Raw genomic sequence first — 15,492 nt, forward strand, 5'->3', positions numbered from 1 at the left:
GGATTTGCGTTTCCTTGAACCAGCGATATAGGGTCTGGCCATGCAGAGGCCAGCGGGAATTTCGATCCGCATGACCGGGAGGATAGAATTTGAAACATTTCATCATCATTGGCGGCGGACAGGCCGGGGCGTCACTGGTGGCCAAGCTGCGCAAGGATGGATTTGACGGCGCGATCACGCTGATCGGTGCCGAAGCTGTGCCACCTTATGAGCGGCCACCATTGTCCAAGGCGTATTTGCTGGGTGAAATGGCGCAAGAGCGGCTCTATCTGCGGCCGGAACATTTTTATGGCGATCAGGATATCACATTGCGGCTGGGCGCGACGGTGACCGGGATCGATCGCGCGGCACAGACTGTGTCTCTGGGGGACGAGGTGTTGCCCTATGACGCGCTGGCGCTGTGCACCGGGTCACATCCGCGGCGCTTGCCGGCGGCCATTGGCGGTGATCTGGAAAACGTCTTTGTGGTGCGCACCCTGGCCGATGTCGACGCGATGGAACCATGTGTGCGCGACGGCGCGCGGGCCTTGATCGTCGGCGGCGGCTATATCGGGCTCGAGGCGGCGGCGGTCGCGGCCAAGAAAGGGATGCAGGTCACGCTGGTGGAAATGGGCGACCGGATCCTGCAACGGGTTGCGGCACCGGAGACATCGGATTTTTTCCGCAAACTGCACAGCGATCATGGCGTCGACATTCGCGAAGGTGTCGGCCTGGACCGGCTGTTGGGGACGGGCAAGGTCAGCGGCGCGCGGCTGAGCGATGGCAGTGAAATTGACGTCGATATGGTCGTGGCGGGTGTCGGCATCGTGCCCGCCACCGAACTGGCCGAGGCGGCGGGGCTGGTGATCGACAACGGTATTCATACCGATGCATATGGCCAAACCAGCGATCCGCATATCTGGGCGGCGGGTGATTGCACATCTTTCCCCTATCGCGGCGGCCGTATCCGGCTGGAAAGCGTGCCAAACGCGATTGATCAGGCCGAGGTTGTGGCGCAAAACATGATGGGCGGGGCGGTCGAATATGTCGCCAAGCCGTGGTTCTGGTCCGATCAATATGAGTGCAAACTGCAAATCGCCGGGCTGAACCGGGGTTATGATCATGTGGAAACCCGCCATGGCGAGGACGGGCGCCTGTCGTTCTGGTACTTCCATGGTGATGAATTGGTTGCGGTGGATGCCCTGAACGACGCGCGCGGCTATATGGTGGCCAAGCGGTTGATTGAGGCGGGCAAAACCGTCACCCGTGCACAGGTGCATACACCTGACGCCGATATGAAAAAGCTGCTGCGCGGCTGATGCGGATCATTGCAGGGACACATCGGGGCCGGGCGTTGACACCGGTGGGCAAGGGCGATGCCGGCGCACATTTGCGCCCGACCACGGACCGGGTGCGCGAAAGCCTGTTTTCGATGCTGGGCGGCGGGCGGTTTGGCGCGCCGTTTGACGACACCCGTGTGCTGGATCTTTTTGCGGGCACTGGCGCGCTGGGGCTGGAGGCGCTGTCGCGCGGCGCGGCGCATGTCACCTTTGTGGATGATGGCCGCAAGGCCCAGAAGCTGATCCGCAGCAATATCGCCCTGTTGCGGGAAGAGGCGCAGACAACGCTGATCAGTCGTGATGCCACCCGTCTGCCGCCCAATGAGGGCGCGGCGTTTGACCTGGTGTTTCTTGACCCGCCTTATGGCAAGGGGATGGGCGAGCGGGCGCTTCTGGCGGCGCGCACCGGCGGCTGGATTGCCGAGGATGCACTGATCGTTTGGGAAGAAAACGCAAGCCAACACGCGCCCGAGGGGTTCACCCTGCTGGAGACGCGGCGTTATGGCGACACCCATGTCAACCTTTTGGAGCCTTTAGGCTAAAACCGTTGTGGCATTGCGGTGACAGGTCGCAAATAATGTGCTATGCGTGATCCATACATGCGGCCATTCCAACGACGGCAACGTCCCAGGCACAGTATGCCACGGCATCGGATCGCAAAGCACGGGCCGCATTCCCTGCGGTTTTCGCGATTCAGGTGCCGTGGGCTTTGCCGCTGGTGCCCCCTTGGAAAGACCATATCGTATCTGGCCCCGGTACATGTGCCGGTCGCAAACTTCGCTATGGTGGGCCCGACCCGGTTTGCCCCGGCTTGACGCTGGATGCGGCGGCTATGTCCGGTGATAGGGCGCACCGGCAAGGATCGACGCCGCACGGTAAAGCTGTTCTGTCAACATCACCCGGACGAGCATATGCGGCCAGACCATTTTGCCAAATGACAGGGCCAGATCACATTCGCGGCGCAGATCCGGGGCGATGCCATCCGCCCCGCCAATGATCAACGCCAGATCGCCCCGCCCATCGTCGCGAAACCGCGCCAGGGTGTTGGCAAAATCCGGGAAGACATCAGCTTGCCCCGCTCGTCCAGCGCGATGCGCACCGCCCCCTGCGGTAGGGCACGCCGCAGCAAACCAGCCTCGGCTGTCATGCCGCCGCCTTTGCGATCTTCGACCTCGTGCAACGACAAAGGGCCAAGCCCAAGGGCCCGGCCCGTTCTATCGAAGCGGGTGGTATAGTCGTCGATCAGCGTCTTTTCCGGGCCCGTCCGAAGACGGCCAACAGCGCAAACATGAACGCGCATCAAACTGGATCAGTCACGGGGCGGTTCAGTTCTGAACCGGGGTCCGTTTGGCGGCCTTATCCGTGGGCAACCACATCTTTTCCAGCTGATAGAATTCGCGCACCTCGGGACGGAAGATGTGAACAATCACATCGCCGGTGTCGATCAGGACCCAATCGCCGGTATCCTTGCCTTCGGTTTTGGCCAGCCGACCGAAATCGGATTTCAGCGTATCAACCAGCTTTTCCGACATCGCCGCAACCTGGCGCGATGACCGACCGGAACAGATCACCATGTAGTCACCCATGGCGGTTTTGCCGCGCAGATCAATCTGCACGATTTCCTCGGCCTTGCCGTCAGAAAGAGAAGAAAGGATATGCGCAAGCAGCTCTTCGCTGGAAACTTCCGCGTGTTGGCCCGTCTGCTGACCCGTCTGAGGGGCGCCTTGAACGGCAGGGCGTGCCGCTTCAATGGTGGGAGTCAGGACAATGTCCTCCTTGCTGTCGCGCCGCAATGCCCGGGCGCAGGGCGTACCTCAAGATAGCAAGCCAAGTGTCACATTTCAATGAAGCCCTGTTCAGGAGTGCGATATGTCGCTGTCTGTTGCCGGATGCGCCCCATCTTTCAGCATGCGGACCTCGCGCTGGGGGAAGGGAATCGAAATATCGTGTTCCTTGAATGTATCCCATAGTGCCAGGTAAACATTGCCCCGGATATTGGTCAGCCCGCCGGTGGGATCGCTGATCCAGAAGCGCAGGATGTAATCCACCGAACTGTCGCCAAAGCCGACGATGTGGCAGACCGGTGTCTTGGGATGTTCCAGCACCCGTTCGACCCCCGCCGCCGCAGCAATCGCCAATTTGCGCACCAGATGCGGGTCGTCGCCGTATGCCGTGCCGAAAAAGATGTCGAGCCGGACAAAATCCGATGAATGCGACCAATTCACCACCTGACCAGTGATCAGATCTTCATTCGGGATCAGATATTCGCGGCCATCGCGGGTGACGACGCTGACGTAGCGCGCGCCAAGGCTGTTGATCCAGCCGAATGTTTCGCCCAGGCTGATGACGTCGCCAGGCTTGATCGACTTGTCGAGCAGGATGATGATGCCGGACACCAGATTCGACACCACCTTTTGCAGACCAAAGCCCAGCCCGACACCAATCGCGCCCGACAACACCGCCAACCCGGTGAGATCGACGCCGACTAGGTTCAAGCCCAGGAAAAACGCCGCGCCATAGAGCAGAACCTGCAGGAATTTCACCGCCAGCACCTGCATCGAGGGCGAGATGTCCTCGTTGCGGCGAATGCGGGCAGAGCTGATAGTGGCGACAAACCGGGCGGCGGCGATCAGCACCGCCAACATGACCAGCGCCTGAACCACCAACCAGGCAGAAAGCCGGGTGTCCCCCATCGACACCGCGATGCTTTCCAACAGCGTCTGCGAGGTTTCGGTCAACCCGAGGATCGACAGCGTCACCCAGATCCAGGCGCCATAACGCACCGTGCTGCGCACCAACGGATTGTCGATCAGCCGGGTGGCAAAGACCACAAACAGCCAGGCTGTCGCCAGATTGGCAAGTATTCCAAGCAGATAGGAACGCGACGGCCAGGTCAGCTCGCGCATGATCAATACGGCGATCCACATGATGATGACATAGATGATCATGCGCAATCGGCGGTGCACCATCACCAGAAACCGCATACGCCACCGTGGCCAGCCTTCGCGTGCGCGCATCCAGTCATGCAATCGCGGGCGGGCCACATGGCCCATGGCCCAGGCCAGGCCAAAAAGACCCAGCGCAATGCCAATCTGATAGAGGTTCCAGGGCCGCATCAGCATGTTGAGATAGAACTCTCCCCAGGCCACCGCATTGGTCAGGAAGGTCTGAATCAATTCCAACGGTGTTGCGGCGGGAGTGTCGGGGTTCATGCGGCGTCCTGCGTGGTTGTGGGGTCAACCTTGCCCTGTTCTTGTTGTTTCGACAAGCGGTTGGATCATCCCGTGGGGCAGGGGGCTTGCGCCAATGCGTCCGTGGTGCGGTGGGCCCGTGTCACGTCGGCGGCTGTCAGCCCCTTGATCAATGGCACAAAGCTGCGGCCGCCATCCAGGCTGAGATCCGCAGACACCGGGGCATTTGGCGCTGGACCTGCGCCGACGGCACATCCGGTCAATTGCAGGGTGATACTGCCAGTGGTGGCATCGGGCGCTTCGGCTTTCCAGGCTTGGACCATCGTCTGAACCGTGCGCAAATCTGCGGCGTCCTGGTCTGACAATGTCCAGATCTCACCATCGGAGACAAAGGCATAACGCGCCTCACGCTGCGCGCCGATGTCGGCGCGTTCGGCCCGCACCACAAGTGTCGCGCCATCTGGCGGGATTTGTAGCCCGTCGGGCAGGTGCAGTCGCGCGGCAAAATCTGCTGGATCGGTCGTCATCGGGTTCAGCTGGGCCAATCGTGCCATGGCAACAGGATTGACCGAGCTGCATCCGACACATGTCAGAGCGGCGCAAAGCATTACAACGGGACGCAAGGCCAGAGCGCGTGGCCAGAAAGGGCGTAGGGGTAGGGGCATGGAATATCCTTTTTATCGAGCATAATTTATCGTATAACAATAAAAAATGATTCGGAAAGGAGAATTAAATGCGTGATCACAATAGACTGCGTCGCTGGGCCAGGCGGCCTGCATGTGCTGGCCATTCTGGCGATGGTGCTGTTGGCCGTCGTGGTGGCCCTCGGGCTGTTTCTGGTCGAGCTGTCCGACGAGCTTCGGTTGGCGGCGGGACTTGATCCGGCGTTGGTGCTGGACGGATCCCGTGGGTTTTGGGTGCGGCTGGCCGGGATAATCCCGCTGGCGGCGCTGTTTTACGTGTTGTTCCAGATGGCGGCATTGTTCCGGCGTTACGCCGCGGGCGAGTTTCTGACCGATCGCTGCGCAGACCATATCTTGCGGATTGGCGTGGGGCTTTTGGTGGCGGTGGTCCTCGACATGCTCTGTCGTCCGCTTCAGATCCTGTTGGCCAGTCTGGCCAATCCGCCCGGACAGCGGGTTCTGGCGCTGTCGCTTGAGGGGGCGGATCTTGGGCAGGTGCTGGCCGGTGGTCTGATGATCGTGATTGGCTGGACAATGCATGATGCGGCCCGCGCCGCCGAAGAAAACCGGGGATTTGTCTGATGCAGATCGTGGTGCGTCTGGATGTCATGCTGGCGTTGCGCAAAATGCGGTCGCGCGAATTGGCCGAACATGTCGGGATCACAGAGCAGAACATTTCGCTTTTGAAATCCGGCAAGGTCAAGGGGATCAGATTTGAAACCCTGGCCCGGATTTGCGAAGCGCTGGATTGTCAGCCCGGCGATCTGTTCGAAGCGGTCGAAGACGCGGGCGATCAAAGCGCCGGCTCGGCCCGCTGATCAAAAGCGGTTTTACCGTATGCCGGGCTTGGAGGATTCGATCAGCCGCCACAGGCCGTCGTCGGAAAACCCGGTCCGGGATGGCGTCATGCCACCCTGTACGGATTGCACGGTAAAGGCGGCGGTCAAAACCGCCGCACACAGCCCGACATAAATCAAACTCAGCTTACTCATACCCAACAATCTGGTCCAAGGCGCGCGGGCCGCAAGAGCGACTGCATCACGATTTTCCGGAAATCATCACCAAGGCTTGCAGGAATCTCTACCAGCCTGTAAATCGCGAGCTATGCAAATGCTGACAGATATTCAAGACCGTGCCCGCCTTCGCGAGCGGTTCTTTGGTGCGACACTTACGGTGCTCGCCCGGGCTTGAGCGAACTTTTGCCAATCCGCCCCTTTAAATGATGAACAATTGAACGGGAAAGGACCAGCCATGTCCCCCAAAACGCTCTATGACAAGATCTGGGATGCGCATCTTGCGCATGAAGCCGAAGACGGCACAGCCCTGCTCTATATCGACCGCCATCTGGTACACGAAGTGACCAGCCCGCAGGCCTTTGAAGGTTTGCGGATGGCGAACCGCCCGGTGCATGCGCCGGACAAGACAATTGCCGTGCCGGACCACAACGTGCCGACAACCGAAGATCGGGTGAACGGCATCGACAACGAAGAAAGCCGCATCCAGGTTGATGCGCTGGACAAGAATGCCAAGGATTTCGGCATTCACTATTACCCCGTCAGCGACGTCCGTCAGGGCATCGTGCATATCGTTGGCCCGGAACAGGGCTGGACGCTGCCCGGCATGACCGTGGTCTGTGGCGACAGCCACACCGCGACCCATGGTGCATTTGGTGCGCTGGCGCATGGCATCGGCACCTCCGAGGTGGAGCATGTTCTGGCGACGCAAACGCTGATCCAGAAGAAGTCCAAGAACATGAAGGTCGAAATCACCGGCAAATTGCGCCCTGGTGTCACGGCCAAGGACATCACGCTTTCGGTGATCGGGGAAACCGGCACTGCGGGCGGCACGGGCTATGTCATCGAATATTGCGGCGAAGCGATCCGCGATCTGTCGATGGAAGGTCGGATGACCGTCTGTAACATGGCGATCGAGGGCGGCGCGCGCGCGGGCCTTATTGCGCCGGACGATGTGACCTATGACTATGTCAAAGGACGGCCCCATGCCCCGAAAGGCGCGCAATGGGAAGCGGCGCTGACCTGGTGGAAAACGCTTTATTCCGATGACGACGCGCATTGGGACAAGGTGATCACCATCAAAGGCGAAGACATCGCACCCGTCGTGACCTGGGGCACCTCGCCAGAGGATGTTCTGCCGATCACGGCATCGGTGCCCGCGCCCGAAGATTTCAAAGGCGGCAAGGTCGATGCGGCCAAGCGGGCGCTGGATTACATGGGCCTGACACCGGGTCAGGCGCTGAGCGAGATCGAAATCGACACCGTGTTCATCGGGTCGTGCACCAATGGCCGGATCGAGGATCTGCGCGCAGCTGCCGCGATCCTGAAAGGCAAGAAGATCAAGGACGGGATGCGGGCGATGGTTGTGCCCGGCTCTGGTCTGGTGCGGGCGCAGGCCGAAGAAGAAGGTCTGGCGGACATCTTCAAAGAGGCCGGTTTTGAATGGCGCATGGCCGGATGTTCCATGTGTCTGGCAATGAACCCCGATCAGCTGTCCGAGGGCGAGCGCTGTGCCTCGACCTCGAACCGCAACTTCGAGGGGCGTCAGGGCTTCAAGGGCCGCACCCATCTGGTGTCGCCGGCGATGGCGGCGGCCGCGGCTGTGACCGGCCACCTGACTGACGTGCGCGAGATGATGTAACCGAACCGCTCCTCCGCCTTTGCAGGCGTCTTCGCGAAGACGGCCCGCAAGGGCGGAAGAGCCTTCGGCCAAAAGGACAAAACCGATGGAAAAATTCCAAAAACTCACTGGCACCGCAGCGCCGATGCCGCTGGTCAATATCGACACCGATATGATCATCCCCAAGGTGTTTCTGAAATCCATTCAGCGCACCGGGTTCGGCAAGAACCTGTTCGACGAAATGCGCTATAACCGCGACGGCAGCGAAATCCCGGATTTCGTGCTGAACAAACCACAGTATCGCAACGCCGAGATCATTGTGGCAGGCGATAACTTTGGCTGTGGATCGTCGCGCGAACACGCGCCTTGGGCGCTTAAGGATTTCGGCATCAAATGCGTGATCTCCACCTCTTTTGCCGACATCTTCTATAACAACTGCTTCAAGAACGGCATTCTGCCCATCGTTCTGCCGCAGGAAGATGTCGACAAGCTGATGGATGACGCCAACCGCGGCGCCAATGCCACCCTGACCGTGGATCTGGAAAACCAGACCATCCAAGGCCCGGATGGCGGCTCGATCGCGTTTGAGGTTGATGCCTTTAAAAAGCACTGCCTGATCGAAGGTCTGGACGATATCGACCTGACGCTGGCCAAAAAGGCGTCGATTGATACGTTCGAGGCCGAAGCGGCACAGGCGCGGCCCTGGGTCTGATACTGGGGGCATTCCCCCGGGACATGTGATTGGGGTTTGACCCCGAGCGACATTAGACAATGAAAACGGCGCGAAGCTTCTTCGCGCCGTTTTTCACGTCCCGATCATGGTTAACGCCATTTGGCCGGATTTCCCGCCCAATAGTGATTGCCACAACCCCAGCCCCCATATCTGGTGTGCGCTGTTTTCATTGACATTTTTTAGACACCTGAATGATGCATTCCGGCACCACCACCCCCATGAAATGGCCCAAATGGTTTCGTTAACGTTAAGAGGCGGTTGAGCTGCTGGCCAAAAAGGGGCAACAATTGGGCAAGAATAAGGCAGGCCGCAAATCCCAAGCGGCATCTAATAGGCACAAGGGCACGGCATTGTACCGCGCTCGGCCGAGTTGAGGGGAACGGGCAGTGATTTCTCGCATTTTCGGTGCGGCTTTTCGTGCTATGCTGGTGTTCAGCATGGTGGTTTTGCCTGCGCTGATGCTAGGACCAAACGGAGCGGACGGCGCGCAGATCTCGGTTCTGGTCGCGCTTCTGGCTGCGATTTTTGTCTTTGCGGAATATGCGTCGTCTTATCCCAGCGTTGTCGAATTTCGCCACGCCCCGCCGTTCAATCGGATGCGGTTTGTCATGCTGTTTCTGATGGTGATCTGCATGACGGTCATCAGCCAGTCCAACGAAACCTCCGGGGTTTTGGACGGGGTCGTGCTGCGCGGGGCTTCGGCCATGGGGCGGCTGCTGGATCTGCCCTATTCACCGGTGCGAATTTTTGTCCTTGGATTGCCGGCGGATGCCAGTCTCGATTTGTTGCAGCGCGCCCGTGATGGCGCGGCGCTGGTTTATGCGCTGTCGCTGACGGCCTTGGGCACATTTGTGCTTTTGGTGCATGGCTATGATTGGCCGTCGCGCAATGGGGCCTTCAATGTTTGGGTCAACCTGCCGCTGTTTGATCCGACCACCGGTGGCGATGTCCTGCCGCGACTGCGACGTGATGGATACCTGAATATCGCGGCCGGGGTTGTTCTGCCCTTTTTGATCCCGGCCTTTATCCGGGTGGCTGCCGGGGTGTTTGATGCCTTTACTCTGTTTGACACCCAGGCCTTTGTATGGACGATGGTGGCATGGGCCTTTATTCCCGCCAGCATGATCATGCGCGGCATCGCGATGAGCCGCGTTGCCGATCTGATCGAGGAAAAGCGTCGTCGCGCTTATGCCCGCGCCCAGCACGCTGGCTGATCTTTCTGTTACTTGTTTGGGTCGGGGCGGCGCAGGCCGATCCTTTGCGCATTGCAACCTGGCATGTCGAGCTGAGCCGCGATGGCCCCGGTCTGCTCTATCGTGACATTCTGAAAGGTCAGGATCCGCAGATTGCCGCCGTCGTGGCGATTTTGGCGGACATGCAGCCGGATATCCTGTTTCTAAGCGACATAGACCATGACGTGACCCTCGCGGCGTTGACCGCATTGCGGGACCGAGTCAGCGACGCTGGCCTGCTGTATCCGTATCTCTATGCGCCGGTGCAAAATTCAGGCCGCGCATCCGGGGTGGATCTGGATGGCGATGGCCGGTTGGGCACGGCAGAGGATGCCTTGGGGTTCGGGTTTTTCACCGGGTTTGGCGGGATTGCCCTGCTGTCGCGCTATCCGATTGATGTGGCGGGGGCGCAGGATTTTTCAAAGCTCCTGTGGCGTGATCTGCCCGGCAATCTGATTGCGGGGGCTGAGGTGCCCAAGGATGCGCAGGCGGTTTTGCCCTTGTCGAGCACCGCACATTGGGTGGTGCCGGTGGATACGCCACAGGCGCGGCTGCATGTCATGGCGTTTTCCGCCACGCCGCCGGTGTTCGATGGCCCCGAGGATCGAAATGGCCGCCGCAACCATGACGAGGTGATGTTCTGGCGGCATTATCTGGACGGGGCATTTGGGCCGCCGCCGGGTGGGGCTTTTGTGTTGATGGGCAACGCCAATCTGGACCCGGCAGATGGCGAGGGCCGCCACGAGGCGATCCGCCGTCTTCTGGATGATCCCCGGCTTCAGGATACTTTGCCGATGGATGCCGCCGCCACGGCAGAGGCCAACCCGGAACAACGCGGAAATCCGGCGCTGGACACCGCCAATTGGGGGGATCCGACGCCGGGGAACCTGCGGGTGGATTATGTCTTGCCTGCTGCCGGGCTTGCGGTGCTGGACAGCGGCACTATTTGGCCAGCGCCGGGCTCGCTTGCGGCAGAGGCAAGCCGCCATGCGCTTGTCTGGGTTGATCTTGATTGGCCGCCGGGTCCGTGATCAGGGTGTTGACCGGATGGCTGGCCGCAAGAGCCTCGTGCAGGGGGGTTGGGGTGAAATTCGGCAACCATGTCTCCAGCGGGCTGGGGTCCAGCCAGTGCGGCATGCTCCAAAGATACCGCATTTCCACCAGATGCCGCCCCAAAGGCCAGACCAATGATGCCAATCGGAACGGCCACCAGGCCATGCGCCGTGCCTTGATCTTCCGTCCTGTGACATCGCTTAACGCGGTGGCCAATTGGCGTCCGGTCAGGGTCATTCCCGCGACGGGCAGGGCGATTTGCTTTGGAAGGTCGGTCCGGTCCAGCAATTGCACCCCGGCCCGCGCCACATCCGGCAGGAAGGCCCAGGCATGTGGCGCGTCCAGATCGCCGGGGTATGCGATGCGGCCCTTGGCCAGCTTGCCGGCAATCAATGTGTCAAACCAACGGTTGCCGGAACTTGTGCCGAGAAAATCCCCGGCACGCAAAATCAGAAACGACACGCCGGAGGTGCGATAGGCCTCTTCCATTTCAATGCGGGACCGGCCCAGCGTGTTGGTGGCGCGCATTGGCGTGGATTCGGTCAGGGCAGGGGCGCTGCCCGCGCCGTATCCATAGATGCTGCCGGCAATCACGATGCGTGCGCCGTTTGCCTTGGCGGCGGTGATCACCTTTTGGGTCAGGATCGGAACCTGCGCCGCTTGATGTTCATAGGATGGGTTCCAGCCATTGACGATGATGTCCACGCCCTGTGCGGCGGTGGCCAGATCATCGGTCTTGCGGTCAAACTGGCGCACACGCCAGCCGGCATTCCAAAGGGCCTCGGCCATTGCGCCGCCAAATCCGCCGGTCGCACCAAGAATGAGGGCCGTTCGTGTCATCTGCTGTCTCCTGTGGGGGGTCATCTGTGGGTAAGCGCAATCTGACGCAAAGGTGGATGCATGCGAATTGCCTAAATTCGACGGTGTGATATGCGTAAATGAATGGATAATGCACTCACCCGACTCGACTGGTCCCTGATCGAGGCTTTCCTTGCGGTGGCCGAAACCGGGTCTCTTTCTGCGGCTGCCAGACATCTGGGCAGCAGCCAGCCGACGCTGGGGCGGCAGGTGCGCCAGATCGAAGATCAACTAGGGCTGGTGCTGTTTGATCGCCAGCCGCGCGGGCTCAAACTGTCGGAAAGCGGGCTTGGGTTGCTGGAACCGGCGCGCAGCATGCGCGATGCGGCGCGGCGGATCGAACTGGCGGCGGCGGGGCAGGCCAGCGATCTGAGTGGTACGGTGCGGATTACCGCCAGCGTGTTCACCGCCCATCATCTTTTGCCGCCGATCATTGCCGGGGTGCGCCGGGATTATCCCGAAATCCAGATTGATCTGATGCCGACGGATGTCAGTGAAAACCTGTTGTTCCGCGAGGCCGATATCGCGGTGCGGATGCACCGGTCAGAGCAACTGGACATCGTGACCCGCCATCTGGGGGATATCAAACTGGGGGTCTATGCCGCGCGCGCCTACCTTGATCGGGTGGGGCGCCCGCAGGATGCCGAGGCGCTGCGCCAGCTTGATTTTGTCGGGTATGACCGCAGCGAGCTGATCCTGCGCGGCATGCGCAGCGTCGGGTGGGAAGTGACGCGAGACTGGTTCGCCACCCGCTGTGATCATCATGCGGTTTATTACGAATTGGTGCGGGCGGGATGTGGCGTCGGGTTCGCGCAATGCCATGTGGCTGATGCCGATCCGACGCTGGAACAGCTGGTGCCGGATTTTCCGCTGCCGGGGTTGCCGATCTGGCTGGCGGCGCATCAATCGTTGCGCCGTTCGCCGCGTGTTTCGCTGATCTGGGACCGTCTGGAAACCGGGTTGATGCCCTTCGTTTCTTGACCCTCCTGCCGGTATTGGCTAGGCGATGCGGAACGCATATCGGAACCAGATCTGACAAAGGAATACGCTCATGACCACGCCTTCGCTTCTTATCCTGCCCGGTGACGGAATCGGCCCCGAGGTCATGGCGCAGGTGCGGCGCATTATCGACTGGTACGGCGACAAGCGCGGGCTGAAATTCGACGTCAGCGAGGATCTGGTCGGCGGCTGCGCCTATGACAAGCACGGCACGCCGCTGCATGACGACACAATGGCCAAAGCGCAGGAGGTCGATGCCGTCCTGTTGGGCGCCGTGGGCGGCCCGAAATACGACAACCTTGATTTCAGCGTCAAACCCGAACGTGGCCTGCTGCGTCTGCGCAAGGAAATGGACCTGTTCTCCAACCTGCGCCCGGCCCAGTGTTTTGATGCGCTCGCGGATTTCTCTTCGTTGAAGAAGGATGTTGTGGCGGGTCTCGACATCATGATCATCCGCGAACTGACATCTGGCGTGTATTTCGGTGAGCCGCGCGGCATTTTCAACGAAGGCAACGAACGTGTGGGCATCAACACCCAGCGTTACACCGAATCCGAGATTGCCCGTGTGGCGCGGTCTGCGTTCGAATTGGCCCGCAAGCGCAACAACAAGGTCTGCTCGATGGAGAAGGCCAATGTGATGGAGAGCGGTATCCTCTGGCGCGATGTCGTGACCGAGGTGCATCAGGCGGAATATGCCGATGTCGAGCTGTCACATATGTACGCCGACGCCGGTGCAATGCAGCTGACCCGCTGGCCCAAGCAATTTGACGTCATCGTGACCGACAACCTGTTTGGCGATCTGCTGTCCGATCTGGCGGCCATGCTGACCGGGTCGTTGGGCATGCTGCCCTCGGCCTCGCTTGGTGCGCCAATGGCCAATGGCCGGCCCAAGGCCCTGTATGAACCGGTCCATGGGTCCGCCCCGGACATCGCCGGCACAGGCAAGGCAAACCCGATCGCCTGTATCCTCAGCTTTGCGATGGCACTGCGCTACAGCTTTGACCAAGGGGCCGAGGCTGACCGTCTTGAAGCGGCGATTGAAACTGTGCTGGCCAATGGCATTCGCACCGCGGACCTGCTGCAGGCCGAGGGTGTGGAACCTGCCTCAACCGTTGAAGCGGGTGATGCGGTTCTTGCCGCTCTTGACGCGTCGCTGTGATCTGAACGCTCGACGCTGAATTGCCGGTTGGGATAGGTTGATCCTGTCCCAACCACAAAGGTGCGTCATGTTTCGTTATTTTGTCTTCGCGTCTCTGTTGGCCTCTCCGGTATTGGCCAATGGGTATGAAATCGGCCAGGTTGTTGATTGGCCGCTGGAGAATATCCAGAAAAGCATCGCTGGCTTTCCGCTGAATCAGGAAGAAGGCCGACCGCAGACCTCTGTGGTTCTGCGTCGCGACAACAGCGGCAATATGATCGCGCAATTCGCCGAAACCGGCTTTGCCGACGATTCCGTGGAAGGCATGCGCCATACCTATACCCTGGAACCGCAAGCGGATGGCCGGGTCAAGCTTCTGGACAGCATTGTCGAATACCGCTGCTATCGTGGTGAAACCCCGAAGAAATGGCAAACCGGGCTCTGTCCGTGACCGGATGCGGGTGATGTGGCGTAGCTGACTTGATCCCGGCGGGAAAATCGCAGTAACAGGGACTTAACCCCTTACAACTGCCCGCCATTGGCGGCCCACTTGGCGAGTTCCCATGAATATCAAAGGCATTCTGTTCGCCCTGCTGGGCTTTGCGATGTTTTCCGTCCACGACGTGGTGGTGAAATACCTTGGGGCGCAATATTCGCCGATCCAGATCTTGTTCTTCGCGGGCATGTTCAGTTTCCCGCTGGTGACCTTTCTGTTGATAAGCGACCCGACGCGGGAAAACCTGCGCCCGGTTCATCCCTGGTGGGTCTTGGTGCGGGTTCTCGCATCGCTTGGTGCCGGGTTGCTGGCATTTTATGCATTTTCGGTGCTGCCCTTGGCCCAGACCTATACCCTGTTGTTTGCGGCACCGATGCTGATCACCGTTTTGGCCATTCCCGTATTGGGCGAATCCGTCGGCCCGCATCGTTGGGCGGCGGTTTCTGTTGGTCTGGTGGGGGTCATTGTGGTGTTGCGTCCCGGTGGGCAGGAATTGAACCTTGGGCATTTGGCGGCGGTCGGTTCGGCGGCCTGTAATGCGATGGCGTCGATTGCGGTGCGCAAGGTCGGCAAGGACGAGCGCGCGGTTGTGCTGCTGCTGTACCCGCTGGCGGGGAATTTCATCCTGATGGGATCGGCGTTGCCCTTTGTCTATGTGCCGATGCCGATCGTTGATTTCGGCGCGCTGGGCGTGATGGCGGTGTTGGGCTTCTTTGCCAGCATGTGCATTATCGGCGCGTATCGGTTCGGCGAGGCCGCGATTGTCGCCCCGATGCAATATTCGCAAATCCTCTGGGCGACGTTTTTCGGGTTTCTGCTGTTCGGCGAAAGCCTTGACCAACCGACAATGATCGGCGCCGGGTTGATCATTCTGTCCGGTCTGTACATCGTGTATCGTGAAAGCAGAGGCGGTACATCGACCAATACGCCGGTGTTGCGCAACCGGACCCGTGGTTTCAGCCCCAGCAGCCTGCGGATTTCACCGCTGTTGCGGCGGTGGAAAGACAATTGAATCTGCTTGCAATATGCAAAGCACCGATGTAATTCGCCCGTCACGGTTCGGAGTGTAGCTCAGCTTGGTAGAGCACTGTCTTCGGGAGGCAGGGGCCGGAGGTTCGAATCCTCTCACTCCGACCAATTTCCCGTCCTTTGATCA

General features: G+C 60.1%; 17 protein-coding genes, 1 tRNA gene and 1 pseudogene. 13 read left to right on the forward strand and 6 right to left on the reverse strand.

Translation table 11 applies throughout. The annotated features are described in order from the left end of the window. The first annotated feature begins 89 nt into the window (after positions 1-89). On the forward strand, positions 90-1,298 hold the full coding sequence (locus AC0L4F_RS01050) for an NAD(P)/FAD-dependent oxidoreductase (protein WP_244684266.1): 1,209 nt from the start codon (positions 90-92) through the stop codon (positions 1,296-1,298). Beyond that, a complete protein-coding gene (gene rsmD, locus AC0L4F_RS01055) occupies positions 1,298-1,861 on the forward strand; it encodes a 16S rRNA (guanine(966)-N(2))-methyltransferase RsmD (RefSeq protein WP_244684268.1) in 564 nt (187 codons plus the stop codon). The genes AC0L4F_RS01050 and rsmD overlap by 1 nt, the downstream gene beginning before the upstream one ends. 288 nt (positions 1,862-2,149) lie before the next feature. Here the strand turns inward: rsmD and rlmH are convergent. From rlmH to AC0L4F_RS01075, 4 genes and pseudogenes are all read right to left on the reverse strand, one after another. After that, a pseudogene (gene rlmH / locus AC0L4F_RS01060) lies at positions 2,150-2,619 on the reverse strand (23S rRNA (pseudouridine(1915)-N(3))-methyltransferase RlmH). Positions 2,620-2,644: 25 nt separating this feature from the next. Next, on the reverse strand, positions 2,645-3,112 hold the full coding sequence (gene rsfS / locus AC0L4F_RS01065; protein WP_280520425.1) for a ribosome silencing factor: 468 nt from the start codon (positions 3,110-3,112) through the stop codon (positions 2,645-2,647). A 63-nt stretch (positions 3,113-3,175) separates the two neighbouring features. Next, the gene (locus tag AC0L4F_RS01070) at positions 3,176-4,531 is read right to left on the reverse strand and encodes a mechanosensitive ion channel family protein (protein WP_244684270.1); all 1,356 of its coding nucleotides are present in this window, start codon (positions 4,529-4,531) and stop codon (positions 3,176-3,178) included. Positions 4,532-4,596: 65 nt separating this feature from the next. Beyond that, the gene (locus AC0L4F_RS01075; RefSeq protein ID WP_244684273.1) at positions 4,597-5,175 is read right to left on the reverse strand and encodes a hypothetical protein; all 579 of its coding nucleotides are present in this window, start codon (positions 5,173-5,175) and stop codon (positions 4,597-4,599) included. Positions 5,176-5,247: 72 nt separating this feature from the next. On the opposite strand from AC0L4F_RS01075, the gene AC0L4F_RS01080 reads away from it, so the two are divergent. Both AC0L4F_RS01080 and AC0L4F_RS01085 read left to right on the forward strand, forming a co-directional pair. After that, positions 5,248-5,775 carry a DUF2975 domain-containing protein gene (locus AC0L4F_RS01080; protein WP_244684276.1) on the forward strand — a complete coding sequence of 176 codons (528 nt, stop codon included), beginning with the start codon at positions 5,248-5,250 and terminating at the stop codon, positions 5,773-5,775. Beyond that, positions 5,775-6,011, forward strand: coding sequence for a helix-turn-helix domain-containing protein (locus AC0L4F_RS01085; protein WP_244684278.1), 237 nt, complete (start codon positions 5,775-5,777; stop codon positions 6,009-6,011). Before AC0L4F_RS01080 ends, AC0L4F_RS01085 begins: the two co-directional genes overlap by 1 nt. A 12-nt stretch (positions 6,012-6,023) precedes the next feature. On the opposite strand, the gene AC0L4F_RS01090 is transcribed toward AC0L4F_RS01085, so the two are convergent. Then, positions 6,024-6,185: a hypothetical protein gene (locus AC0L4F_RS01090; RefSeq protein WP_244684280.1), complete on the reverse strand. Its 162-nt coding sequence runs from the start codon at positions 6,183-6,185 to the stop codon at positions 6,024-6,026. A gap of 259 nt (positions 6,186-6,444) precedes the next feature. Here AC0L4F_RS01090 and leuC point away from each other — a divergent pair, with 259 nt between their 5' ends. The 4 genes from leuC (at position 6,445) to AC0L4F_RS01110 (ending at position 10,823) form a co-directional block, all read left to right on the forward strand. Then, on the forward strand, positions 6,445-7,848 hold the full coding sequence (gene leuC, locus AC0L4F_RS01095) for a 3-isopropylmalate dehydratase large subunit (RefSeq protein ID WP_244684282.1): 1,404 nt from the start codon (positions 6,445-6,447) through the stop codon (positions 7,846-7,848). 85 nt (positions 7,849-7,933) lie between these two features. Further along, positions 7,934-8,539, forward strand: a complete 606-nt coding sequence (gene leuD / locus AC0L4F_RS01100) for a 3-isopropylmalate dehydratase small subunit (RefSeq protein WP_244684284.1) — start codon at positions 7,934-7,936, stop codon at positions 8,537-8,539. A 407-nt stretch (positions 8,540-8,946) separates the two neighbouring features. Then, complete coding sequence (locus AC0L4F_RS01105) at positions 8,947-9,774, forward strand: hypothetical protein (protein ID WP_244684286.1); 828 nt, start codon at positions 8,947-8,949, stop codon at positions 9,772-9,774. A gap of 44 nt (positions 9,775-9,818) precedes the next feature. Next, on the forward strand, positions 9,819-10,823 hold the full coding sequence (locus tag AC0L4F_RS01110) for an endonuclease/exonuclease/phosphatase family protein (protein WP_244684288.1): 1,005 nt from the start codon (positions 9,819-9,821) through the stop codon (positions 10,821-10,823). Here AC0L4F_RS01110 and AC0L4F_RS01115 read toward each other — a convergent pair. Then, positions 10,735-11,685, reverse strand: coding sequence for an NAD-dependent epimerase/dehydratase family protein (locus AC0L4F_RS01115; protein ID WP_244684290.1), 951 nt, complete (start codon positions 11,683-11,685; stop codon positions 10,735-10,737). The genes AC0L4F_RS01110 and AC0L4F_RS01115 overlap by 89 nt on opposite strands. 102 nt (positions 11,686-11,787) lie before the next feature. On the opposite strand from AC0L4F_RS01115, the gene AC0L4F_RS01120 reads away from it, so the two are divergent. The 5 genes from AC0L4F_RS01120 to AC0L4F_RS01140 all read left to right on the forward strand — a co-directional run bounded on the left by AC0L4F_RS01120 (position 11,788) and on the right by AC0L4F_RS01140 (position 15,473). Continuing rightward, entirely contained in the window at positions 11,788-12,684 is an 897-nt protein-coding gene (locus AC0L4F_RS01120; RefSeq protein WP_244684292.1) for a LysR family transcriptional regulator, read from the forward strand. A 70-nt stretch (positions 12,685-12,754) separates the two neighbouring features. Continuing rightward, positions 12,755-13,861, forward strand: coding sequence for a 3-isopropylmalate dehydrogenase (gene leuB, locus AC0L4F_RS01125; RefSeq protein WP_244684294.1), 1,107 nt, complete (start codon positions 12,755-12,757; stop codon positions 13,859-13,861). A 67-nt stretch (positions 13,862-13,928) separates the two neighbouring features. Beyond that, entirely contained in the window at positions 13,929-14,291 is a 363-nt protein-coding gene (locus AC0L4F_RS01130; RefSeq protein WP_244684297.1) for a hypothetical protein, read from the forward strand. A gap of 112 nt (positions 14,292-14,403) precedes the next feature. Continuing rightward, on the forward strand, positions 14,404-15,348 hold the full coding sequence (locus tag AC0L4F_RS01135; protein WP_244684299.1) for a DMT family transporter: 945 nt from the start codon (positions 14,404-14,406) through the stop codon (positions 15,346-15,348). A gap of 48 nt (positions 15,349-15,396) precedes the next feature. Then, positions 15,397-15,473 (forward strand) — tRNA-Pro (locus tag AC0L4F_RS01140). Positions 15,474-15,492: the final 19 nt, after the last annotated feature.

The organism is Marinovum sp. J2-8, from assembly GCF_055808435.1.